Raw genomic sequence first — 23962 nt, forward strand, 5'->3', positions numbered from 1 at the left:
GCGCTATTTACGCCAAGTGGTAAACTTGCAGTAATAACCTTGATGGGAAAATTGGTATATCACGTTTGATCGGAACCTTTACATGTTTGAGAACCTCCAAGAACGATTAGGTAAAACCTTAAAAAATATTAGCGGCCGTGGGCGCCTTACAGAAGACAATATAAAAGACACGCTACGCGAAGTGCGTATGGCCTTTTTAGAAGCCGACGTTGCTTTGCCTGTTGTTCGCGAGTTTGTTAAACAAGTTAAAGAGCGCGCAGTAGGTATTGAAGTCACTAAAAGCCTAAGCCCAGGGCAAGTATTCATAAAAATTGTTCGCGAAGAACTTGAAAAGGCCATGGGCGAAGCAAATGAAGAGCTGAGCTTAAATGCACAACCGCCAGCCGTTGTAATGATGGCGGGCCTGCAAGGCGCGGGTAAAACGACCAGTGTAGCTAAGCTTGCTAAGTTTTTAAAAGAGCGCAAAAAGAAATCAGTACTAGTTGTTAGTGCCGACGTTTATCGCCCTGCAGCGATCAAACAGTTAGAAACACTGGCCGATGAAGTTGGCGTTGAGTTTTTCCCAAGTGATATTTCACAACAGCCTGTTGATATTGCAACAGCGGCTATTTCTCATGCCAAAAAGAAATTTATCGACGTTGTATTAGTTGATACCGCAGGTCGTTTACATGTTGATAGTGACATGATGGACGAAATAAAAAATCTGCATCATGCAATCAACCCAATCGAAACCTTATTTGTCGTTGATGCAATGACAGGTCAAGATGCGGCGAATACAGCCAAAGCATTCGATGAAGCATTACCGCTCACAGGTGTGATCCTCACCAAGACAGATGGTGATGCCCGTGGTGGTGCTGCCTTATCTATTCGCCATATTACCGGCAAGCCAATTAAGTTTATGGGTGTGGGTGAGCGCACTGATGCGTTAGAACCTTTCCACCCCGATCGTATCGCATCGCGCATACTTGGCATGGGTGATGTACTTTCATTGATCGAAGAAGTCGAAATGAAAGTCGATAAAGAGCAAGCTGCAAAAGTTGCTGAAAAAGTATTTAAAGGTGATGGCTTTACCCTAGATGATTTTGCCGAGCAGCTAAAGCAAATGAAAAACATGGGTGGCATGATGTCAATGCTTGATAAACTTCCAGGTATGGCCAACTTGCCTGATGCAGTAAAAGGGCAAATGGGTGATAAAACCTTTATTCAAATGGAAGCGATCATCAGTTCAATGACCAAAAAAGAACGTGCGCGTCCAGAGATCATTAAAGGCTCGCGTAAAAAACGTATTGCAGCAGGCTCTGGTACGCAAGTACAAGAGATCAATAAATTGCTAAAACAGTTTACGCAAATGCAAAAGATGATGAAAAAAATGAAAGGCAAAGGCGGTATGCAAAAAATGATGCGTGGCATGAAAGGCATGTTACCGCCAGGAATGATGGGTGGCGGTGGCCCTAAATTCTAAGTTTTTGGCTAACATTCGATGAAAGCGTCATTTAGTTAATGAAAAAAGAGGCAAATAGCCTCTTTTTTTGTGGATAAATTATGCATTGAAAGCACTATATAGCCTGAATTAACGCGTAGATCATAGTTTAATCAACTTAACACTCATTTCGAGTCACTTCTTACTTGCATTGTTGCTAAAAACTCGTACAATTCCCCAGCTCCCCATACTGGGGAGTAAATCTTATTAATGAAAACAGTCAATCTATTTAGAGGACGGTATGGTAACTATTCGTTTGCAACGTGGTGGCGCTAAAAAACGCCCTTTCTATCAAATTGTGGTTGCGGATAGCCGTTTCTCGCGTGACGGTCGCTTCATCGAGAAAGTAGGCTTTTTTAACCCAATTGCTAGTGGTCAAGAAGAAAAAGTACGTTTAGATTTATCTCGTGTAGAACACTGGGTAGGTCAGGGCGCATCTCTTTCAGATCGCGTAAGTAAGTTAGTAAAAGACGCTCGTAAAGCGGCTTAATAGGCGTAAGTGTAACCATGAGTCAAGAGAACACCTCATCAATAATTGTCGTAGGAAAGCTCGGTGCCCCGTATGGTATAAAGGGCTGGCTTAAGGTACATTCATTTACTGATGATCCCCAAGGGATCTTCGATTTCAGCCCGTGGTTGATAGGGCAACAAGGTAAATGGCAGACCTTAGAAGTGGTCGACTGGCGTCGCCACAACAAAGGCTTTATCGCTAAAATTGCGCAAGTAAACGACCGAGACGAAGCAATGGCTTATACCCATGCAGAAATTTCTGTGGATGCAGCGCAATTACCAGAACTGCCGCAAGGCGAGTTCTATTGGCGAGATCTCATTGGTATGTCGGTTATAACTGATAAAGGTTATGACTTAGGCATCGTTGATGACCTGATGGAGACAGGCTCAAATGACGTATTAGTTGTGAAAGCAAATAATAAAGATGCATTTGGCCAAGCAGAGCGTTTAATTCCATTTTTAACTGATTCAGTTATTAAAGAAGTTAAACACGATGCGAGAGAAATTACCGTAGACTGGGATCCTGGCTTTTAATGAGTCAAACGAGTTCGTTGTGGGTAGGGGTGATTAGCCTTTTCCCGGACATGTTTGATGCCATTACAACGCAAGGTGTAACTGGTCGCGCAGTAAAAAATGGTTTAATCGATTTTAACTGCTGGAACCCACGTGACTATGCTACTGATAAGCATAGAACCGTTGATGATCGTCCTTACGGGGGCGGTCCAGGTATGTTAATGATGGTTGAACCATTGAAACAAGCCATTCTTGACGCCAAACAGGCGGCAGGTGATGGTGCAAAAGTAATTTATATGTCCCCGCAAGGGCGCAAATTAGATCAGCAAGGGGCGAGCGAACTCGCAAACTCCGAAAAACTGATTTTAATTGCCGGTCGCTATGAAGGTATAGACGAGAGAATAATAGAGTCATACGTTGACGAAGAATGGTCAATTGGTGATTTTATTTTGAGTGGTGGTGAACTACCAGCCATGACACTAATTGACGCAGTAGCGCGATTAGTGCCAGGTGTATTAGGACACAACCAATCAGCAGAGCAAGACTCATTTTCGGATGGCTTGCTAGATTGTCCTCACTATACACGGCCAGAAACATTGGACGACAAACAGGTTCCTGCTGTATTACTCAGCGGTAACCACCAAGAGATAGCAAAATGGCGGCTAATGCAGTCATTAGGCAGAACTTGGTTACGACGTCCTGACTTGTTGCATAACCTAGCTCTGACTGAGGAGCAAGCGGTATTACTCGCGAAATTTCAGCAAGAGTACCAAAAAGCTTGTGGCTAGAAGACAGTTACACCTAGGAAAGTGAGAAACATAATGGCAAAAGTAAACCAAAATATTATTAAAGCGCTTGAAGATGAGCAGCTTAAAACAGACGTACCTGCATTTGGCCCTGGTGATACAGTGGTTGTACAGGTAAAAGTAAAAGAAGGTGCTAAAGAGCGTCTACAGGCCTTTGAAGGTGTTGTAATCGCTAAGCGTAATCGTGGTCTTCACTCAGCATTCACAGTTCGTAAAATCTCGAACGGTGAAGGTGTTGAGCGTGTATTCCAAACGCACAGCCCTCTTATCGATAGCGTAGCAGTTAAGCGTCGCGGTGCAGTTCGCCGTGCGAAACTTTACTATCTACGTGAGCGTTCTGGTAAATCTGCACGTATTAGAGAAAAACTTAACTAATACGCGCTGTTTAGCAACGCAAAAAAAACGGGTTGCAGCCTTCGGGTTGCAACCCGTTTTGGTTTTTATGAGAAGAGAAGTTAGCGAGGTGAAAGAGTAAAGTTAAAAGATCGAGCTCTAGTGATCACCATAGCTTGATTAGAACTCAGCGAAGCCCACAAGCAATATTCTAAAAAGTACTACACATATATCGAATTTAACTTCAGTCATCCTTAAAGGATATGGCTCAGTACTTAAAACTCAAACCCTGATTCTTTTACTTATTTAGCCTTTTAACAGCTACCTGATCCTGTTAGTATTTATCGTATTGATTAGTTTACTTTTATGTAAATTTAAATGTACGAAATTGCAGTTTTCAAGGTGGTAGTCGCGTGGCGGATATAAAAGAGTTAGATAAGTTAAGAGGGGGCATTGATGAATGCGATGCCCAGTTGGTTGCTCTGTTGGCTAGACGTAATAGTATTACTGAGCAGATCGGCGCAATTAAACAACAAACTGGGGCGCCACTGCATGCACCTGATCGTGAAGCTACGTTATTAGCTGCTCGTCGCCAAGAAGCAATCAACCAAGGTGTTAACCCTGAATTAGTCGAAGATATCCTACGTCGTATGATGCGTGAAGCATACCAAAACCAACAAGCGAAACTTGCATGTAGTGCACCGCAATTATCACCTATCGTTATTGTGGGTGGTCAAGGCGCGATGGGGCAGTTATTTGCTCAGCAATTTATTCGCTCAGGGTATGAAGTTAGAATACTCGACAAAGAACAGCAAAGTAACGCGCAAGAAATATTAGCAGGTGCGAAACTGGTGATGATCAGTGTGCCTATTAATGCCTTAGAAACAGTGGTCACTGCCTTACCTAAGCTCGATGATGAGTGCTTATTAGTTGATATTACATCGGTTAAGCAAGCGCCGTTAAAAGTATTAAAAGCGGTGCATAAGGGGCCCGTAGTTGGCTTGCATCCGATGTTTGGTCCAGATATCTCTCATTGGGTAAAACAAACTGTGGTGGTCTGTGAAGGCCGTAACCATGAGGTAGCACAAGGCTTGTTATCCCAGTTGCAAGTGTGGGGCTGTCAGCTTGTTGAACTCGATGCGAAAAAGCACGACGAAGCGATGCAAATTATTCAGGTGATGCGCCATTTAACCACGTTTGTATATGGCCAGTTTTTAGCAAAGCAAAGCCACACTCTTGAAGAGCTACGCAGTTGCTCATCACCTATATATCAATTAGAGTTGATGATGGTTGGCCGCTTGTTCGCACAATCACCAGAGCTTTACTCAGACATCATGCTGGCACAATTCGATAATGTCGAAGAGCTACTAGCGCAGTATCAAGATACGTTTGCAAGTACTTTAGCAAAACTTAAGGCTGGAGATAAAGCTGCTTTGATTGATTCGTTTGCAGATGCGAAAGCGTACTTCTCTGATTCTACCGCGCACTTTTTAACGCAAAGCCGCAGTTTATTAAATAAAGCCAATGACGCCAAAGTACTTGATTGATAATAGTAGTGTGAAAAAGACACGCTAAAAACAGACAATAAAAAAGGGCTAATTTTAGCCCTTTTTATATTTTATTTAGTGTTTAACTTTCTACACTCACGGCCTGCAGAGATTCGCTTTGGTAACAACCTAACACGCGCACATATTGAGTGTGCTCTTTAAGCTCTTCCAATGCTTGCTTAACATGGTTATCAACTAGGTTCGCTTCTAAATCAACATAAAACACTTCTTCCCATGGATTGCCAGGAACAGGACGTGATTCTAGTTTTACTAAGTTAATATTATGCTCTTTGAAAATCATCAATGCATCAGCTAAAGAACCAGCTTGCTGCTTAGTCGCCATGATTAAACTCGTTTTAGTTGGGATTTGTTTTGATACATGTAATGGCTTACGTGCGACAACAATAAAACGGCTGTGGTTTTCGCGCTGATTGGCAAGCCCTGATTTAATCACTTCTAACCCGACATTTTTACCCGCTTGTGCTGAGCCAATTGCCGCGCTGTTAGGGGTATCAAGCGCTGATTGCAGTGCACTTGATGTTGAATCACAGGTTTCGTGTTGAATATCGCCTAAGCCTTGTAAAAAGCGGCTACATTGTGCAAATGGTTGTGGGTGAGCAAAAATTTTGCTGATCTGACTCAGCTCAGTATCCGGTGTAGCGAGTAAGCAGTGTTCTACACTGTGGGTTACTTCACCGACAATAGATACTTGCGCGTGTTGTAATAAATCAAATACTTCGTTAATACTACCGGAACTGGTGTTTTCAATCGGTAATAAACCAAAGTCAGCTTGGCCATTCTCAACTTTACCGGTGATCTGCTCAAAGCTGGAGCAACCCATTTCAACAAGTTTACCAGGGCGACGACTAAAATATTTATGGCAAGCAAGTTGGCTATAAGAACCTTGACCACCTAAATACGCCACGCGATGCGTTTCACTCATTGCATCAGGGTTCAAGTTCTTTTGTAGCATAGCTTGTTGGTTTAGTACTGAATCTTCTAAAATTGTTTGAAAAACATTATTCACATAATAGGCATCTAGGCCGAGTGATTTACCGTAGCCAATTAATTTCTCTAATAAAGCGAGCTCACGGGCTTCGTCTCGTATTGGTTTATTATTAGCGATTTTATACTCTACTACGCCATGGCTAATTCGCCGACGCTTAGCCAATAAAACCAATAAGTCAGAGTCGATTTCATTGATATCGTGTCTGAGTGAATTTAGTACATCATTTGTCATTTTTGGGTTCCTCATTCCAAAAAATTACCTTTTGGGTAATAAAAACAAAAAAGCCTCCCAGTTGGGAGGCTTTGCTATTCGGTTGATTTAATCTCGCAAACAGGTAAGCCTCTCCTATCTAAAGAAGCTAAAAAATGAAAAGTGTAACTGCGAGAATTTTATATTCATAGCCTTAATGTATGGAGAGTGGGCTATAAAGTCAACACTCTAGCGGGTTTTATGACCATGAAAAGATGGTTTATTTTCGATATTGGTTTTTTTCAAGCAATATTAACGAAAAATTTATAAATCTAAATAGGGATCTGGTATATTTCTGTAGGTGAATTTAAATAAAAATAATTATTAAAAAATAAGGTTGTCCTGTGGTGTATAGACGCCCACCATCACGTTTTGGTGTAAATTCGTTAAGTATGAAACTCTCATTGCTGATTTCAGCTATCTGTTTAATTGCTGGGATTTGCGCTGCGGTGTTGATGCTCAAATCAGAAGAAAAACAGCTGGTATTTGAAGAGCATGAAATGCTCAAACATTCCAGTGAGCGTTTGATCCGGCAATTTAATAATTTAGTGAAAACTAAAATTAATATTGCCGAGCAAGCCAATAATGTAGTTTCTGGTCAGTTATTCCATAATTCATCGCAATTGGTGAGCAATCACAGTGCGCAACTGAGTTTTGAGCCTGATGGCAGTATCCGTAGCGCTTCTGAAGACGGTTTATCAGCGGCTTTTATGCAACAAGACAAGTATTCACCTTTTTATAAAAAACTGATTAATGATTCCGAATCGCTTTGGAAAATAGTCGCGCCTACTTTGATCCAAGATTTCTTTAACTTCTATTTAATTACCAAAGATAACTTTATCCGTATTGCGCCTCCTAATTGGGCCTTGAATGTTGCGGGTTCACATACATTTATCGATAACCAAAGTTTTAATTATGCGCAAGAAGCGCTTAACCCCACCCGCTCAGCAGTCTGGTCTAAAGTTTATTACGATAAAATTTGGCATAAGTGGCTGGTTAGCGTGCTGGTGCCAATTTATATTGAAAATGAATTTTTAGGGGTGACAGGCAGTGATTTAGCGCTAGATTCATTGATCTCACAATTGCCAATTGGCGATAACGAACAGCACTTGTTTGTGTTTGATAGCCAAGGGCAATTACTTGCTCATCCAAATTTGACTAAAAACCTGTATGAAGTCTACGGCCAAGCAAATAAGCCACTGCGCAGCCATGATTTTGTTAATGGCGATCTGCAAGAATTGATCAAGCAAACCATAAAAATGAACTTGCCGGAATACGCAGACTCTTTTGTGCAAGATGGTGAAACCCACATTATAAATATTCGTAAAGTTCAACATTTAGATTGGTATATTGGCATTTATAAAAAACGCTCATCAGCACTTTCTGCCCTTGAAGAGCTAAAAGTAAAGTTTTTTGGGCTGTTTATTTTATACGCTATTTTGGTGGCGCTATTGCTACATCAAGCATTGTATCAATTGGTGCTTCGTCGTATTCATTCACTTGTGCATGCGGTAACTAGCTTTGGTAAAGGCCACTTGCAAATCGAGTTTCCAAAAGAAAATAAAGATGAAATTGGTACTTTAAATGGCTCTTTTCGCGATATGGCGATTGAAATACGTAAGCTTATTGATGGTTTAAACCAACGTATTACCGAAAAAGAAATTGCTGAAAAAGCCGCTAATCGATTATCAAAAGCGGTGGCTTTCTCAGGTACTGGGGTGGTGATCACCGATCAACACTTTGTTATTGAATACGTCAATCCAAAAATGCTTGAAATGACTGGCTTTGATGAAAATCACTTTATGCAGTCGCCATTATTAAGCATTATTGCCAGCGAAATGGCGATATTAGTTGATGACATTGATATTGATTTACGTAGTCGAAATTATTGGCGCGGCGATACCTTGATCCAAGGTTTAGATAAAAAACCAATCTGGGTGTCGTTGAGTATTTCACCTATTCGTGAAGAAGGTGGCAGCATCACCAGTTATGTTGCTTCTGCGCAAGATATTTCGTTTGTAAAAGAAAGCCAACGTAAAATGGAGCAATTAGCCTATTTTGATACCTTAACTGGGCTTGCTAATCGTACCTTCTTTAGAATGCAGTTACGCAAATCCATGGCGCTTGCGGAGCGCGGCCATTATGCGTTTGCCTTATTCTATTTTGACTTAGACGAGTTTAAACGTATTAACGATACGCTTGGTCATGATGCCGGTGATCAGTTATTGGTTGAGGTGGCGGATCGCTTAAAGAAACGACTTCGCGCTGAAGACACAATTGCCCGTTTAGGTGGTGATGAATTTGCCGTGCTACTAAGCGGAATTGAACGCCAAGAACACGCCATGGATGTAGCGAATACCATCCAACAAACCTTAAATGCCCCCATTATGCTTGGTAATAACGAGGTTATTATTAGTGCCAGCATTGGTATTACTATGGCACCGTACGATAGTAAAGAAGAAGATCAGCTACTAAAACATGCTGATCTAGCAATGTATGAGGCAAAAGCAAAAGGACGTAATACTTACCACTTTTATAGCCAAGAGCTTAACGCTGCAGCTAATGAACGCTTGTTTATTGAGAATGAGCTACGTTTAGCCATTAAGGCGCAGCAGTTTGCTCTTTACTACCAACCGCAAGTTGATAGTCGCACTCAGCATGTAGTGGGCTATGAAGCCTTGATCCGTTGGTTCCACCCAACAGAGGGGATGATCCCTCCAACCAAGTTTATTCCTATCGCTGAGGCGACGGGTTTAATTGTTGAGTTAGGTGCGTGGGTACTCCAAGAAGCCTGCGAGTTTGCGGCTCGATTAGCGCTGCAAGGGCGAGAGAATAATATTTCTATTAACCTGTCAGCACGACAATTTAAAGATGCCAAACTTGTGCCGCTATTAGCATCGATCATTAAGAAAACCAGAGTGCCAGCTAAATGCCTGCACCTTGAATTGACAGAAAGCATGTTGATGGGCAATGTAGAGGCGGCAATAGCGCAGTTGCACCAGCTCAAAGCACTTGGCGTATCAATTTCAATTGATGACTTTGGGACCGGTTATTCGTCATTGAGTTACTTAAAGCGTTTCCCTGTCGATATTTTAAAAGTTGATCGCTCGTTTGTTAAAGATATTCCTGATGATCCTAATGACATGGAGATCACAGCTGCAATTATAGCGATGGCACAAAAGCTAAAATTAAATGTTGTTGCAGAAGGTGTTGAGACCATAGAGCAAGTGGAGTTTTTACAAAACAATAATTGCTATATCGTGCAAGGCTATTATTACAGTGCGCCGATTGCCGAGAGTGAGTTATCAAGCTTGTTTGAAAAGCTCAATGATCGGGTTGAACTCTCCCCATAATATTACGTTCATTGAGCAATAAAAAAGGCACCTGGGTGCCTTTTTTTGTTCTACAGGAAAAATTTATAACGCAGTTAGCGCTTTATTTAGCTCGCTAGAATGGTTAAATATTTAAGTCGGTTGGTATTAACCAATAGCAGGGATAAAGCCGGCCATTTGTAGGCCCTGAGCGCCGATAATAAGCACACCACAAAGCGCAGCAACTGCTAAGCCAATATTGCCACCTCGCACTGTATAGCCGCTTTTATCGCTGTTACGTTGCTTATAAACCATCGCAACGGGTAAAAATACAGCCAGTATCACCAAGGCGATAGCTGCGTACCCTAAAGCCATTATAAAGCCTTGTGGATAAAAGAGTGCAAACCCTAATGGTGGAATAAAAGTGATCAGCGCTGTTTTGATCCTATCTTTATTGCCATTACCTTTTTTAAAGGCATCTGCAAAAAAATCAAATAACCCTAAGCTTACCCCTAAAAAAGAAGTGGCTAGTGCTAGATCAGCAAACAAGTTAACCGCAGTGGCGACCGCTGAGTTGTTGGCAATATTGGCAATGCTTGCTACAAAACCCGGTAGGCCAGTACTTGTTAGTAATTCGGCTTGGCTCATCATACCTTGGCTAATTAATTGCCAAAAAATATAAATTACTAAGGGCAGGGCAGCACCAGTGATCATCACACGACGCAATGTTTTAATATCAAGGCCCACATACTTAACAATCGATGGAATAGAGCCATGAAAACCAAATGAGGTAAATACCACAGGAATAGCGGATAGAATAAGCCCTTGTTCAATCGGCATTTCGAGTAAGTGTTGACCGTGAACATAAGGCGTTAACATATAAAATAAGCTCGCCAATACTACAATTTTAATGCTAAATAGCACCCGATTTAGCTTATCGACTTTACTGGTGCCTAATGTCACAACGGTGCCAATTACAATAGCTAAAATGACAGAGCCGACTTGTGGAGCGATATCGAGGTGAAAACCAGTGTTTATTTTTTCTTGTAGCTGCGCACCACCGCCTGCAATATAAGCCGCACAAAGCGCATAGAATAAAAACATCACTGAAAAGTTAGCCAAATATTGGCCACGCTTACCAAGCCATGATTTTGCTAATGTATTTAGCGTGGCATCGCGATCAGCATGTTGATGTAGTTCAAGCATTAATAACGCGGTATAAGTCATTAACGCCCATGTTGAAATAATTAACGCTAATGCGGTTGTAAAACCCAGCCCAGCAGATGCGATTGGTAGTGCTAGCATCCCTGCGCCGATAGTGGTACCTGCAACAATTAACATGCTGCCGATTGTTTTATTTTTAAGCACTTTTTGCCCCTAAAACTTCGTGAGAGGCAGGCAAGATATAACTAGTTGGCACAAACTTAAATAGTTTTGTTATAAATCAAAGAAAATAAATGTAACTTATGATTTACAAGCTAGGCTAGTGAAGGCTGTTTTTACTATAAAAATCATTCAATGTGTTGACTTATTGTGCAGGTCTGCTATTTCTATAACTTCACTTTATTATTAAAAATTCTATTTATATGCAACACATAAACCGAGCCCTAACAATGCGCCCATGGCTGAATCTATCAGTTGTGCGTCCATTGCTGCGCTGCGGTTAAGTTGTTTTTACTAACCGCGATTTCAAAGCGGTTAGTGTTGTACTCCTTCCTCTTTGTTATCGCCGCCTTGCTAAAGGAATAAGCGTGTGAGCGTGAAAGCATCGTATTTTTTAATGGTTTTAATTTGGTCAACCACCCCATTGGGCATTGTCTGGAGTAGTGAGTCGGTCTCGCCAACGCTCGCAGTGTTATTACGTATGTCGATAGGTTTAGTGTTGGCTGCATTGGTTGTAGCAATTGCTAATATCCGCGTTCCTTGGCATCGTCGCGCGTGCTTTTTGTATGGTTACTCAAGCATAGGCATTTATGGTGGCATGTTATTGAGTTATATGGCTGCTAAAACAGTCCCTTCAGGGCTTATTTCTTTGATGTTTGGCTTAGCGCCTATTTTATCTGGTCTATTAGCACAGCGACTACTCAACGAGCCAAAATTCAGCGTTGTTAAACTAATTGCGTTAGCGTTTGCATTATTGGGGTTATTCTTGGTAAGTGAAAAACACATGCAAGGCTCATTAATGCAGATACAAGGCTTAGCCTACGTATTTATGGCCGTGTGCTTTTTTAGTTTAAGTGGCGTCATGATCAAGCGAGTAAAAATTGCCATTCATCCAATGGCAACCACATTCGGTGCATTGGTATTTGTGACGCCGTTGTTTTTTATTACTTGGTGGCTGGTCGATGGTGAGCTTAACAGCAGTGCCTGGAGTGCAAAATCGTTATGGTCAATTGGCTATTTAGGGGTATTTGGTTCACTGGTAGGTGCATTGGCTTATTTTCATGTGTTACAAAAATTACCGGCAAGTACGGTCGCTTTGACGACCTTGATCACCCCAAGTTTTGCGCTAGGTTTAGGCGCATGGCTAAATAATGAAGCCGTAGATCAGCAATTGTTTATAGGGGCTGGTATTATCTTACTGAGTTTAGCGGTATTTCAGTTTGGTGATGGTTGGTTAAAAAAAAAGGCTAAGTTTACTAAACTTAACCCTTAATATTGGTAAAATGTAGCTAGCAAGTACTGGCTACATTTTTTCTATTTGGATCACTAAGCGGCGGTTTTTATCGCGGCCTAATATATTGTCGTTAGTTGCTACATGGCGTTTTTCGCCAAACCCTTCGGTTTCCACTTTACTTTCATCAATGCCTAAGCTCACCATATATTCTTTAATTGCTAATGCACGTTTTTTAGAGAGCTCTAAGTTATTCCAACGTCCGCCGTAGCTGTCTGTATACGATGCAATGGAAATCGCGGCAATACTGGTATCGTATTTTAAATATTCGGCAATTTTATCTAAGCGTTGTTGCGATGACTTGGTTAGCTTACTGGTGTTCGGCTGGTAGTTCATTACTGTGAACGAGATATCTTCAAAACTGTATGGTAATAATGCATCGCGGCACTGTAAAAATGCCCAATAGGCTTGTTTAAAGTTAATGCTAGATAATCCGACGGCAATTTTATCGGCACTATTTTGCCAGTCTTGATAATAAAAGGTGGGTTGATAGCCTTTTTCAAGCTCGGTCAACATTTCCCAAGCGGTATTATTACCAAGTTCACCGTCAAATTTGCGAAGTAATTTCATATTAGCAATATCACGTGCAGGTAAGCCTGCTCGCCATGGTGGTGGCACGGCTTTTAAACCTGCAATACTGTAATTATCGGGGCGCACAACCATATCTAAATTAAATAGCACGTTTTTGTTTTTACTGGCAGTGGCACTAAAAATAGCTTCGCCATAGTAGGGAACTTCATGATTTAACTGACATTGTAAGCGAGTCGTTGTGACCATTTGCCATTGTGAGTTATCCGCTGTTGCAGTGTACTGACGCATGGCGGCATTGGCATTATAAGTTAATAGACCAATTGCTGTGAGGCTTATAGATAACAATGACAACTTCACCACGGAACTCTCCAACAGGGTTTACTTTAATCAAACTAAGCAGAGCCAATTAATTGGCGGGCTAAACATCAAACACGTCTAGCAACTGCAATTGTGACGCTAATTTAAATTAAAGCAATTTATATGCCTACAATTTATGAAATAATTAATCCTGAAAGCCCCTAGCCGAGAGGGCATCAATTTTGTCATAATAACCAGCTAATACTGGCAAACCTAGAATACTATGGCAAATACTGAACAAACTCTTTTCGCAAAACGCTTTCGTGGCTTTTTTCCGGTGGTTATTGACGTTGAAACGGCGGGCTTTAATAAAGCAACCGACGCGCTGTTAGAAATTGCGGTGTCAGTATTAAAAATGGATGACGAAGGCTTACTCAGTATTGATCATACTGTGCACTTTCATGTTGAGCCATTTGAGGGTGCAAACATTGAACAAGCTGCAATCGATTTTAATGGTATCGATCCTTTCTCACCATTACGTGGTGCAGTTTCAGAAGAAGAAGCGATCAAAGAAATTTGCAAAGTAGTGCGTAAGGCACAAAAAGCAGCGGGGTGTCAGCGTTCTGTGGTTGTTGCTCATAATGCCGCGTTTGATCACGGGTTTTTAAATGCTGCTATCGAACGTAATAATATTAAGCGCACGCCATTTCATCCTTTTGTAAGCTTTGATACCACCTCTTTGGCGGGCTTAGCGCTTGGCCAAACGGTACTGGCAAAGGCATGCCGTGCAGCGGGAATTGAATTTGACAACAAACAAGCGCATTCAGCTTTGTATGATACAGAGCGCACCGCAGAGCTATATTGCTTAATCGTTAATCGCTGGCAGCAACTAGGTGGCTGGCCGCTGGCTGAAGAAGTGCCTGAAGAAATAGACCAAAATGATGACAGCGAAGACTCAGCCGCTAAAACGACTGAGTAATTTTACCTTCGCTCATTTTCACTGAGTGGGGCGGATAAATACGTGAAAAATGTTTTGAATCTTTTGCGATTTTAAGCTCCACACCAGGATGCATTAGCTCATTAATTTTTAAGCGACTTGTCGCTAAAAGCTGCGCGATCCTTTGTTTAACTAAATACTTTTTACGTTTAGTGTTAGCGATACGTATATCAATTTGCTGCTCACTTGCCCCTATCTTATCTAAAAACAACTGCCGCTTTGCTGGTACTGGAATTTTTACCGCTTTTTTACGAGCTTGCTTTAATGCCGCTGATTTAGTGGCTAAAAGTTTTTCAAAGTCAGCAATTTGTAATTGTTTTTGGCGCAAATCATGCCAATTTTGTGCGATGGAAACGCGTGTTTTAGTGCCAGACGGCGCACCTAGCTCACCGGTTTCAATTCGCATTGCATCTAAAATATTGCCACCGATAATTTTACCGCGCGGATCATTGGCTTTGCCGACGCGAATTAACCGACGTGCACTTAAATTACAATGCAGCGCTTGGCGTTCAATAAATAAGTCTTGCTCACTTTGGATATGGCAATATTGGGCGTAGCCGATAGAAATAGTACGGGCAGCTTTGATTGTACAAGTGAACGCCTCATCATTTTCACGTTTTCGACCAATCGCACCAAGCATGACTGTAACGGCACTGGCGCTGTTTATTTCGCCGGATTCAACAAAACCTAACACAGTAACATCACCGCTGGCATGCACGCGCATGCCATCTTTGATATCACCGCTGATGATCACACTACCATCAAAATTAACATGGCCGGTGCCAATATCAACATTATCAAAGCACAATACATCGTCAACACGCATGCCTCGGGGCAGGGCAACGGGCACACCTTTACTATCAGCAATCAATAAATTAGGGTTTGCAGGATCGAGTTTAGTGCCTTCAAACGGTTGTAAGGGTAAATCTTTTCCCGGTATTGCAGGCAGTACTTCACCAAACACTGTGTAGCCATCTTCGCCAGCGGTAGCCGCAATGCGCTGCATTAAAGGAGTCCCAGGTTTGACTGTGATGATGGCACCTAAGTCTCGCATATCGACCTTACCGCCTTCTTTTGCTTGCGGGCTTAGAACACGATCTTGTGCGGTGGAACATAAACGAACAAATTTCGCATCACTGCCTTCTTTTGGCCTGCGGCCATGAGCAACAATGGCTTTATAAGCAATACCAGCGGGTGTTTCAAATTGTTGGCCTAAAAAATTATCCAATGCACGGCAACTAACCCCTTGCAAAACACCTGCATCAACCAATACTTCACGGGCTTTTTCGATCGACATCAGCGCTCCACCTTTTGCAGTGGTTAAGGTGGCTTCTACGACCATATTCTTTTCATCAACGTGAATGAGTATAGACGCATCAAGCGCGCGGGCAATGATCAAAGAATCGGCGTGATAGTTTTTGTTGGGTGAAAATAGTTTGCCAATATTAGCACTGACTATTTCAAATTCTGCGAATTGTGACTGTTCAATTAATTCAATGAGCTGTGAACTAGTCACAGGGTAACCACTATTTTTAGGGTGCTCAAATAGTGATACAAAACCCGTTTTAGAGTCATGTATAAACAACGACATTTATAGACTTCCTATGTAATATGCCTGTTCTTATTATTTTTTTATTGGTTGTTGTTTAGCTAATACTAAATTCGATATTTTCAAAACAGCAGCTATTTGAACACAACTTTCAGCGCATGTTAAGTAAATGTTTCTGCCTGTGTTGTTTTTAATTAACATTTGTTTGATTGATAATTGTACGGTTAAACAGAAAAACAAAATAAACTAACGAAGACCCTTGAGTATCAGCGTGTTACTCAGTTATACTGCTTGCACGCTCTGAATGAGTTTAACTAATTCAGGGGCTGATTAGGATTCGACGGAATTCATGAAGCCCAAGGTGCATGTCGAGGTGCGGTTTGCCTCGTAAAAAAGCCGCAATTTAAAGTAATCGCAAACGACGATAACTACTCTCTAGCAGCTTAGGCTAGCTAGCGCTCCTTCCATGTATTCTTGTGGACTGGATTTTGGAGTGTCACCCTAACACCTGATCGCGACGGAAACCCTGGCCGGGGTTGAAGCGTTAAAACTAAGCGGCCTCGCCTTTATTTACCGTGTTCGTCCGGGACTTAAAGGTTAATTAAATGACGATACTAAACATGTAGTACCGACGGTCGAGGCTTTTCGGACGGGGGTTCAAATCCCCCCAGCTCCACCAATATAGGTTTTTAAATTCGTTGATTTAAAAACCCTAAAAAACCCACCAATTTGAGTAATCAAGTTGGTGGGTTTTTTTATGGCTAAAGTTTAATTAAAGCAACTGATTTGTTTCGCATTCTCAGGAGCTAATAGTACGGTATTGGATGATGGTTTACTTACTAATTTAATTGAACGCCTAGCGGAGCTTGTCAAAAGTGATGCATTTATAGCGGAGATGAAACGCTTCTTACCCACCGATGTTTTTGATCGCACCTTAGCACTGGATAAATTTCAAGCGTATTTAACTTCAACGCTTATTAAATTATTTAAAACAGTACAAGATCAGTTATCAGGTAAGGTAAGTGCTGTGGAGTTTAAAATGTAGGAAGTTATGCAGTCTTTGTGGCAACATTAATAGCAGATTACCGCAAGGCATTTGAAAGGGCGGTAAATAAAACCGATATTAACTTACCAAAGGGGCAGTGTAGCCATGGTTTACTCAATCTTTGCACCAAGTCATTTGGAAAATGCTATAAAGTTTGAGCCAGCTTTAGAGCCATAGCCTTACTTAAAATCAATGAACATTTCACCAACCACTGTTTCAGGCAATGCATCGATATTGTAAAAATCAAATATTTCTAACCACTTCGTTCCAACATTATATAAAAACATCATTAAAAGTTGTTCTGTACCATCAGGTAATTCGATTATCAAAGTGTTTCTATCATGGTGATCTTCTAATATTTCACCATTAGAATTAATGGTCTGAAATTTTGCGATATCGTTAGATACTTGTTGAACCGTAGAGCCTGAACCAGAGCGAAGTCCAAAGTGTTTTGAAGAGTTTGCTATGTCTCTACAATGTTCTAGATAAATAGATTTGTTACAATAATCATGTAGTGATTGTTGTGGAATTGACTTTTCCTTTATGCACCAGTCTCTCAAAGAGTGTGCTGTTATACAAAAGTTAAGGAAATGATCAGCAACATCCTCTTCTCGTTCAGACAGATGAGTTCTTCGACCTTCACGAAACATTTTTAACAACAAGTCTTTAGGTGATACAAAACCTTCAATAAGTGACATAATAATCCCTTTAATAAGTTAAATCCTATTCTAATTTGTCCACATATTGCCCTAACGGAGTCGATTACACAAGATATTAAAAGATGATATAAGAAACTGATTTTTATATTAAGTTGTTGTTTTAATTGAGTGTTTGTAACGAGCGATGATTTCGGTCAGGTAACTCTTCAGCTCCATCAAATATGAAATGGGTTCTCATAGCACTACTTTTTTGTAGATTAAATACAAAAATAATAATTCCCATGAATCACAGTTCGTCATTTAAATTTTTGACAAATTAACAATCGTAACCTAAAGATAGATTATATTAACTTTTAAAGACAAGGATGTATTTATGGCTAATTTAATTATTTGCTGTGATGGAACTTGGAATAACCCTCGCCAGGAAGATAATGGCATACCCGCACCCACAAATGTTGCAAAGCTTTACCATGCTTTAGCAAAAGAAGATGACATGGGAGAATCACAGAAGGCATATTACCACCCAGGGCTTGGCGGCGAAGAAACCGGTTTAAAAGACTCTATTATTGATGGAGCTTTAGGGAAAAGCATTAAGCGCCATATTTGTAGTGCCTATTATTGGTTGGCAAATAACTATTGCGATGGTGATAATGTTTATATTTTTGGCTTTAGCCGTGGGGCGTTCACAGCTAGAAGCTTAGGCGGGTTACTTAAATTAGGGCTGCTTGATTTTAGTTTGCTCGAGGGCAATGAACAGTGGGAATATGTTCATAAGCATTTTGATAACTATAAATCAGGTGTTGAAACTATTAAATCCAGCAAGTTTTTAAATCAGAAAGCTGCTCTGCCAATTCATTTCATTGGTGTATGGGATACCGTAGGGGCGTTAGGTATTCCAAATGATATGGAGCTTTTTAACTTACTAGATAACCCCGCTTCATGGCGCTTCCACGATACCAATCTTGGCGAACATATAAATATTGCTAGGCATGCAATGGCTATGGATGAAAAAAGAAGTAGCTTTTGTGTAACTCGTTGGTCTAAGTATTCAGATGATCGTAACGTTAAAGAAAAATGGTTCTCTGGTGTGCACTCTGATGTGGGTGGCGGATATAGCGATACTGATTTATCAGACATAGCGCTTGAATGGATGTTATATGAAGCAGCAGATGCTGGGCTAGTTTTTAGAGACGGGGTTTTTGAACAATTAAAGCCAAACCCTGCAGGTGTATTACACAACTCTTATAAAGGTATTTTTGCTAAGTTCAGATCAAGACCCCGAAATGTAGATTGTGTTGTTGCTGATAACCAAGAGAACTTCCATGAAAGTGTGTTTCAACGGCAAGCAATCTCGCCGATAGAACATCCGGAATATTGGCCAACAATAAAGTTAGCAATTGATGAATCAACGCCAGTAAATATCTTTGCAAAACAACATTGGACTCCAACCTATATTTATATGAAAAAAGGTGAGCGATATATATTTGAAGCAGATGGAAGTTGGCAAGATAGCAAAGATGTATGCAACTGGTTAGGAACAGAAGACGGAAAATTAACAGCTGGCGATATTATTAGGTTTGCATCTTCTATTTGGGGGATGACAGAGCGTAAATTTAAGCAAGTGACAGAAAATAGGTCTACAGACTTTTGGGGAACCAAGCGTGTAGAGCATATGCCTTGGTTCATAGCTGTGGGTTGCATTGCAAATGACTCGAACCAAGAAAAAGCTGTAACAAATGATGGTAGTCCTCATCCGCATCAATATGTTGCACTACCTAGATATCAGGAAGAATCTAATGCCTTGAAAATCGAGTCTTCAGGATATTTTTATGCTTTCCCAAATGATGTTTGGTCTCTGTACCGTAATAATCAAGGAAGTATTCAGCTTAAAGTAAAACGCGTTTCATAGGTGTTTAGAAATGGATAATTCGGTTAATATTGTAGACGTTTTTCAAATGTTTCAGGTTCAATACTCTCAAGTTGATAAATTATGGAACTACTTTGGGATCATTAGCTTAGCCGTTGCAGGGTTTACCATTGGTAATGAAAAAGCAAGCCGAACAATCAGAGAGCCCATAGCCATTGTTATTGGCTATTTAACTTTTTGTGTAGGCAACTATATTGCTTTGATTGATGGTCACAAATTCCTAGTCGTTTTAGCTGATAAATATAATGAAATGGCGAGTTCTTATGCTCTTAACTATTTAGAAGTAAGTCCAGCCCTAGATATTACTCTGTTTTACATTTTTGTTGTCATTACGTTTACGATAGCTATTTTAGTTGTCTCATATTCGAGGCTCAAATTTAGGCACTATGAAGAAGGCTAAATTTTACTTTGGCCTACTCAATATATTAGATATGGATAAAAACCAACTAACAGCATCGATGATGGGTTTATTTTCAGTATCAATGGTGTCGATAATGTGTTTATGCAGCTGTTTTTTATACCCGACGAAGATTGCGCGCTTTTTATAAAATTGGCTGGCAAATTCTAGGGCCGAATTAAATAGGATTTCATTGTCGGGCGGGCTTGAACGATAATATAAACAGTGGCAAGTTCGTTGGTATTGGCGCTGGCAGGTTAATGCAACTTTTTAATATTAAATAAGTGCGTTATTCAATATAGATCATTTCAAATACCTCACCGCTTTTTTTCCTTAACAGCTAAATTTATATAATATCATTTGTTAAATAACGGATTAGCGGAGTCTTACAAAAAATGGAATTATATGTCGCTCCCTAACAGGCCAAAATTCCTCCAAAATTTAGACTTAAGAATCAAACACGTATTTGAAGTAAAAGTACTCAATAGCGATTACTTCTTCAAAAGTTAAATCCACTTACTTATAGGATGGAATGTATGGCGTTAACAGATGCTGTAATTAAAAAATGATAAACGACATAATAATGGCCCACGCGCTGAGTATTATCATTACTTAAAAGCGTTTTACGGTATCCACTCATCTGCCGTGCACAACGGTGAAGTAAAAAATAGCTATACTGTTAAGTACTTAGGTAAAGTAGAGACTCATGCGATTCTGATGAAAACATCAGAAATACTGTCAGCGTGTTTGATAAAAGTCATCGAGCAGGGTGGCTTGGATGATGAGTAAAAAGAAAAGCTGATGTATTCGTAAGGGCTGTGAGGCTGCTGTGTATAAGGCCCTGCTTTTGGCGTGACTAATTTTTAACAATCAAAGTGCGGGTTTGTTTGTGGTGATAGGCCAGCGACAACAAACGTTAATTGAAATTGTAATGGACAGAGTATGGAAGCGTATCAAAAGGACATAGTCTCACTTATTGATGTGTGTCGCAAAGACGAAGATTTTTTGAAAATGGTGAGCCCACTTATTGAGTGGCGCAGTATGGTTGTTAGCTATGGCGTGGCGAAGAAGCCGCTTAAATTGATGGATACGTTGTTAGCGCGTTACCCTGAGTTATTAAACAGGTTGTGGGGAACGTCGACAAGTAGCACGACAATATCCCCGTTTGATGTGGCTAAGTGGCTTTGCATAAAAGCGAATGATGTTGGGGCGCAGCAAGCGTTTCAATATTTTCTTGATTTTACCGCTAACCACACAGCTCCTTTGCATCTCATTTCGTTGGTGGAAGGTGTCTATCCCGGGCAAACATACTATTTTGATAATGACACCTATATTTGTGGGTTTGATGCACTCCCCGTTGGTGTTAAATACCGCATGAATGCTGATTGGTATGACATAAGTCGCGATTATCCTGGGGCGAGACCCGCTTTCATAGTTACCACGGTTAAGCAAAATGTATTAAATGAGCATGAAGATGATGATGTGGATTGTGATGAAGGTAGAGCGCTTGACGAAATATTGAACTCGCATACTTTAAAGACAAATTTTTTGTCGCTCTTCACAAAAGAATGTGGCGCGGTTATCACGCGTAACAGAATGCTTTTTGACGATACAGTGCCTTGTTCAGGGTTTATAGATGCTAATATTTTAAGCACACTTCAATTGCTGCGTCCTCTTCATAATGAAGATGTGTATTTTGATGAAAAAGACACGTTGATGAAGGTGTTTGGGCATTACAGCGCGTTAAATGCAAACACAAAAGGCGCTGTTGAACTCGCCCTTAAACGCAAAACATCTTCTATGAATGCGCATGACCTAGTTGATAGGGCCGTTGATTTAGGGATGTGTGCGGAATCAATTCTCACGCAGAGTGAAAGTACAGATCAACTTTCATTACAAGTGCGTCTACTTGGTGCCAAGCTGTCTTCAGATGGTTATAAAGAACGCGAAGAGAATTATAACTATTTAAAAGCCTTCTATAAAATTCGCTCGTCTGCTGTTCATAATGCCAAGGTCAGAGATGTTGTTAAGGTAAGGGATGTAGGTACAGAGGTGCCTTCGCGCGATGTCCTTGATAAAGCCTCACACATCTTATCCAGCTGTATTCTTAAAGTCATTGATTTAGGTGGGTTGAACGATTTTGAGAAAGAGCTCTACATGCTGAAGTAGGTTTTATGCGCTTTGATTGGATGTTGATTGTTTTTTAACTATTAGGAATGACCGAATAGTTGGTTTTAAATCGGGTGTTGTATGAATTTTAACTATCCTATATTTCTGGTTAGTTGGAGTTAAATTTATTAGATTGGTTTTGTCGGTATGTGTAGGGTTACCGTTATCACTTAAAGGTGCACTCAATGGTGCTTATAAGGAGTTGTTAGTGGGTTCAGTTGCTTCATTGGATGCTGGTTTTATAGAGCTTGAATATAGTAAAGGTGAGTACTTTAACAATCACTCTAAGCTGTTTATGCCGTCTGATTTTGGCGTCATTAAATCCGATATGCATGATGGTGAGTTACGAGAAGAAACTGGTTACGCTCGCACGCTGGGTGAAGTGAAGCTACGTTTGGAATTGTTGAGCTTCACGATCAAAGATGTTCAAAGAATATATGAAAGTATTCTTTCTTATTATTTTGAAGATACATCTTTGGTGGATTTCACTTTTGATGATTTCAGGAAAGTCGTTTCATCAGTAAATATTGATGACTTCGAGCGCTATTCGGAGAGTTTAGGGCTTAATTTTCAAGACTATATCTCAGAGGTTGTTTTAACACAAAGTGGTTTTGAAGATGTAAAAGTTCGAGTAATTACGAATATTGCTGATTTTTTAGCGCTCTATGATCGTCTTCATCCATATGCTTATATGCGATTACTGGCTGAAAATCCAAAAAACCAACATGTGAAAGTGATGTGGAGTACGCACGAGATAGTTGAGGCTGGGTGGGTTAGTGAAGATGATCTTTATAAAGGTATTGGTGATGAAGATAAATTTATGATCATAACTGAAGGGTCATCTGATTTATTCATTTTAAAGCGCGCTATTTCACTTCTTAGACCTGAATTAGCTGATTTGTTTACTTATGTTGATATGGAAGACAATTATCCGTTTTCTGGTACCGGCAATTTGTATAAGTTTTTTCAAGGCTTGGCGAGTATAGGTATATTAAACAAATGTCTTTGTATCTTCGATAACGATGCTGAAGGCGTAGAGAAGTACCACAAGGCCGCAGAGGCTAAAGCGCCAAGTAATCTAAAGGTTATGAAGTTACCAGACTTGGAAGAGTGTTCTTATTTCATTACTGAAGGGCCAACGGGTAGGCACTATGCCGATGTAAATGGTAAGGCAGTGGCCATAGAGTGTTTCCTTGATTTGAATTATAAGGAGAGAGGGGAGCCTGCTATCAGGTGGTCTTCATATAAAGGTGATTCAAATGTGTATCAGGGTGCCTTAGAAAATAAAGATTACTACACAAAACAATTTAAGAAAGTTAAGTCGATTGATGATGATTATGACTTCAGTAAGCTTAATTTGTTGATTAATCACATTATTGAAGTCTGTGTAAGTTGAGTGCTCTGATTTAATTATTAAAGTTATTATGGTGATTTATGAAAAGCTATTTTAGCTGGTGAGTTGTTTTTAGCAAGGCTTTTATTGGTTTGGCTTGCTTTTAGTCCCTCATCAAATGTTTTGATTTATACAAAAGTAAACGCCGGCAATGAACCGTATGTTGCTCACTACAGCGGAAGAACGGAGTGGCTCACAGGGATAGTGGCACGACGGACTAAGTAAGGTCGACTCTGTTACTAGAAATAGTAATAATCAACGAATATCAGTATGAAAACCGACGACATTACTTGTATCGTCTAATGTATTAACTCGCTTCAATTCGAGCTTAAGTAATTATGGCTTAAAGCTTAGCAAGGATAAGTGTGTTTAATTTGACAGTGGGAGTCATACCAGCGCCCAGCCCGTTGCTTCTTGTTAGTCACTTCTTAGGTTTTTAAATTCGTTGATTTAAAAACCCTAAAAAACCCACCAATTTGAGCAATCAAGTTGGTGGGTTTTTTTATGCTTATAGCGAGGTGTTTTATTGTTTGAATAGCTGGTGGCATGTTGCTCTTTGTTGTAAT

The 23962-nt window shown here is 40.4% G+C and carries 19 protein-coding genes and 1 other RNA gene; 15 read left to right on the forward strand and 5 right to left on the reverse strand.

The window, feature by feature from the left end; genetic code table 11:
- The first annotated feature begins 82 nt into the window (after positions 1-82).
- The 6 genes from ffh (at position 83) to tyrA (ending at position 5189) form a co-directional block, all read left to right on the forward strand.
- Positions 83-1462 carry a signal recognition particle protein gene (gene ffh / locus A7968_RS07090; protein WP_064665860.1) on the forward strand — a complete coding sequence of 460 codons (1380 nt, stop codon included), beginning with the start codon at positions 83-85 and terminating at the stop codon, positions 1460-1462.
- Between the two features lie 259 nt (positions 1463-1721).
- Positions 1722-1970, forward strand: coding sequence for a 30S ribosomal protein S16 (gene rpsP, locus A7968_RS07095; protein WP_016708927.1), 249 nt, complete (start codon positions 1722-1724; stop codon positions 1968-1970).
- Between the two features lie 17 nt (positions 1971-1987).
- Positions 1988-2524 (forward strand): ribosome maturation factor RimM, encoded by a 537-nt coding sequence (gene rimM / locus A7968_RS07100; protein ID WP_064665861.1) that lies wholly within the window; start codon positions 1988-1990, stop codon positions 2522-2524.
- Positions 2524-3291, forward strand: a complete 768-nt coding sequence (trmD, locus tag A7968_RS07105; protein WP_064665862.1) for a tRNA (guanosine(37)-N1)-methyltransferase TrmD — start codon at positions 2524-2526, stop codon at positions 3289-3291. The genes rimM and trmD overlap by 1 nt, the downstream gene beginning before the upstream one ends.
- Positions 3292-3324: 33 nt before the next feature.
- Positions 3325-3684 (forward strand): 50S ribosomal protein L19, encoded by a 360-nt coding sequence (gene rplS, locus A7968_RS07110; RefSeq protein ID WP_002962189.1) that lies wholly within the window; start codon positions 3325-3327, stop codon positions 3682-3684.
- Positions 3685-4055: 371 nt separating this feature from the next.
- Positions 4056-5189 carry a bifunctional chorismate mutase/prephenate dehydrogenase gene (gene tyrA / locus A7968_RS07115; protein ID WP_064665863.1) on the forward strand — a complete coding sequence of 378 codons (1134 nt, stop codon included), beginning with the start codon at positions 4056-4058 and terminating at the stop codon, positions 5187-5189.
- 82 nt (positions 5190-5271) lie between these two features.
- On the opposite strand, the gene A7968_RS07120 is transcribed toward tyrA, so the two are convergent.
- A complete protein-coding gene (locus A7968_RS07120) occupies positions 5272-6429 on the reverse strand; it encodes a chorismate mutase (RefSeq protein WP_064665864.1) in 1158 nt (385 codons plus the stop codon).
- A 362-nt stretch (positions 6430-6791) separates the two neighbouring features.
- On the opposite strand from A7968_RS07120, the gene A7968_RS07125 reads away from it, so the two are divergent.
- A complete protein-coding gene (locus A7968_RS07125; protein ID WP_192540387.1) occupies positions 6792-9800 on the forward strand; it encodes a bifunctional diguanylate cyclase/phosphodiesterase in 3009 nt (1002 codons plus the stop codon).
- Positions 9801-9926: 126 nt separating this feature from the next.
- On the opposite strand, the gene A7968_RS07130 is transcribed toward A7968_RS07125, so the two are convergent.
- Positions 9927-11126 carry an aromatic amino acid transport family protein gene (locus A7968_RS07130; protein ID WP_084448070.1) on the reverse strand — a complete coding sequence of 400 codons (1200 nt, stop codon included), beginning with the start codon at positions 11124-11126 and terminating at the stop codon, positions 9927-9929.
- 385 nt (positions 11127-11511) lie between these two features.
- On the opposite strand from A7968_RS07130, the gene A7968_RS07135 reads away from it, so the two are divergent.
- Positions 11512-12414 carry a DMT family transporter gene (locus tag A7968_RS07135; protein ID WP_064665865.1) on the forward strand — a complete coding sequence of 301 codons (903 nt, stop codon included), beginning with the start codon at positions 11512-11514 and terminating at the stop codon, positions 12412-12414.
- 30 nt (positions 12415-12444) lie between these two features.
- Here the strand turns inward: A7968_RS07135 and A7968_RS07140 are convergent, their stop codons facing one another.
- A complete protein-coding gene (locus A7968_RS07140; RefSeq protein WP_064665940.1) occupies positions 12445-13320 on the reverse strand; it encodes a flagellar protein MotY in 876 nt (291 codons plus the stop codon).
- A 223-nt stretch (positions 13321-13543) separates the two neighbouring features.
- On the opposite strand from A7968_RS07140, the gene rnt reads away from it, so the two are divergent.
- Positions 13544-14239, forward strand: coding sequence for a ribonuclease T (gene rnt, locus A7968_RS07145; protein WP_064665866.1), 696 nt, complete (start codon positions 13544-13546; stop codon positions 14237-14239).
- On the opposite strand, the gene A7968_RS07150 is transcribed toward rnt, so the two are convergent.
- Positions 14223-15848 (reverse strand): flagellar assembly protein A, encoded by a 1626-nt coding sequence (locus tag A7968_RS07150; protein WP_064665867.1) that lies wholly within the window; start codon positions 15846-15848, stop codon positions 14223-14225. The genes rnt and A7968_RS07150 overlap by 17 nt on opposite strands.
- Before the next feature lie 280 nt (positions 15849-16128).
- Here A7968_RS07150 and ssrA point away from each other — a divergent pair.
- Together ssrA and A7968_RS07160 are read left to right on the forward strand one after the other, a co-directional pair.
- Positions 16129-16485: a transfer-messenger RNA gene (gene ssrA, locus A7968_RS07155) on the forward strand.
- A 141-nt stretch (positions 16486-16626) separates the two neighbouring features.
- Positions 16627-16851 carry a hypothetical protein gene (locus A7968_RS07160; protein ID WP_064665868.1) on the forward strand — a complete coding sequence of 75 codons (225 nt, stop codon included), beginning with the start codon at positions 16627-16629 and terminating at the stop codon, positions 16849-16851.
- Positions 16852-17030: 179 nt separating this feature from the next.
- On the opposite strand, the gene A7968_RS07165 is transcribed toward A7968_RS07160, so the two are convergent.
- Positions 17031-17549, reverse strand: a complete 519-nt coding sequence (locus A7968_RS07165; RefSeq protein WP_064665869.1) for a hypothetical protein — start codon at positions 17547-17549, stop codon at positions 17031-17033.
- A 334-nt stretch (positions 17550-17883) separates the two neighbouring features.
- Here A7968_RS07165 and A7968_RS07170 point away from each other — a divergent pair, with 334 nt between their 5' ends.
- The 4 genes from A7968_RS07170 to A7968_RS07185 all read left to right on the forward strand — a co-directional run bounded on the left by A7968_RS07170 (position 17884) and on the right by A7968_RS07185 (position 23399).
- Positions 17884-19419: a T6SS phospholipase effector Tle1-like catalytic domain-containing protein gene (locus tag A7968_RS07170; RefSeq protein WP_064665870.1), complete on the forward strand. Its 1536-nt coding sequence runs from the start codon at positions 17884-17886 to the stop codon at positions 19417-19419.
- 10 nt (positions 19420-19429) lie between these two features.
- Entirely contained in the window at positions 19430-19837 is a 408-nt protein-coding gene (locus tag A7968_RS07175) for a hypothetical protein (RefSeq protein WP_064665871.1), read from the forward strand.
- Between the two features lie 939 nt (positions 19838-20776).
- A complete protein-coding gene (locus tag A7968_RS07180; RefSeq protein WP_064665872.1) occupies positions 20777-22003 on the forward strand; it encodes a HEPN domain-containing protein in 1227 nt (408 codons plus the stop codon).
- Between the two features lie 208 nt (positions 22004-22211).
- Positions 22212-23399: a HEPN/Toprim-associated domain-containing protein gene (locus A7968_RS07185; protein WP_064665873.1), complete on the forward strand. Its 1188-nt coding sequence runs from the start codon at positions 22212-22214 to the stop codon at positions 23397-23399.
- The last annotated feature ends 563 nt before the right edge of the window (positions 23400-23962 follow it).

The organism is Pseudoalteromonas prydzensis (genome assembly GCF_001661495.1).
In the GTDB taxonomy this organism is placed as follows: domain Bacteria; phylum Pseudomonadota; class Gammaproteobacteria; order Enterobacterales; family Alteromonadaceae; genus Pseudoalteromonas; species Pseudoalteromonas prydzensis.

Coding starts and splice junctions, on each gene's coding strand:
- ffh (WP_064665860.1), top strand. CDS start 83: ATGTTTGAGAACCTCCAAGAACGATTAGGTAAAACCTTAAAAAATATT.
- rpsP (WP_016708927.1), top strand. CDS start 1,722: ATGGTAACTATTCGTTTGCAACGTGGTGGCGCTAAAAAACGCCCTTTC.
- rimM (WP_064665861.1), top strand. CDS start 1,988: ATGAGTCAAGAGAACACCTCATCAATAATTGTCGTAGGAAAGCTCGGT.
- trmD (WP_064665862.1), top strand. CDS start 2,524: ATGAGTCAAACGAGTTCGTTGTGGGTAGGGGTGATTAGCCTTTTCCCG.
- rplS (WP_002962189.1), top strand. CDS start 3,325: ATGGCAAAAGTAAACCAAAATATTATTAAAGCGCTTGAAGATGAGCAG.
- A7968_RS07120 (WP_064665864.1), bottom strand. CDS start 6,429: ATGACAAATGATGTACTAAATTCACTCAGACACGATATCAATGAAATC.
- rnt (WP_064665866.1), top strand. CDS start 13,544: ATGGCAAATACTGAACAAACTCTTTTCGCAAAACGCTTTCGTGGCTTT.
- A7968_RS07150 (WP_064665867.1), bottom strand. CDS start 15,848: ATGTCGTTGTTTATACATGACTCTAAAACGGGTTTTGTATCACTATTT.
- A7968_RS07165 (WP_064665869.1), bottom strand. CDS start 17,549: ATGTCACTTATTGAAGGTTTTGTATCACCTAAAGACTTGTTGTTAAAA.
- A7968_RS07170 (WP_064665870.1), top strand. CDS start 17,884: ATGGCTAATTTAATTATTTGCTGTGATGGAACTTGGAATAACCCTCGC.
- A7968_RS07175 (WP_064665871.1), top strand. CDS start 19,430: ATGGATAATTCGGTTAATATTGTAGACGTTTTTCAAATGTTTCAGGTT.
- A7968_RS07180 (WP_064665872.1), top strand. CDS start 20,777: ATGGAAGCGTATCAAAAGGACATAGTCTCACTTATTGATGTGTGTCGC.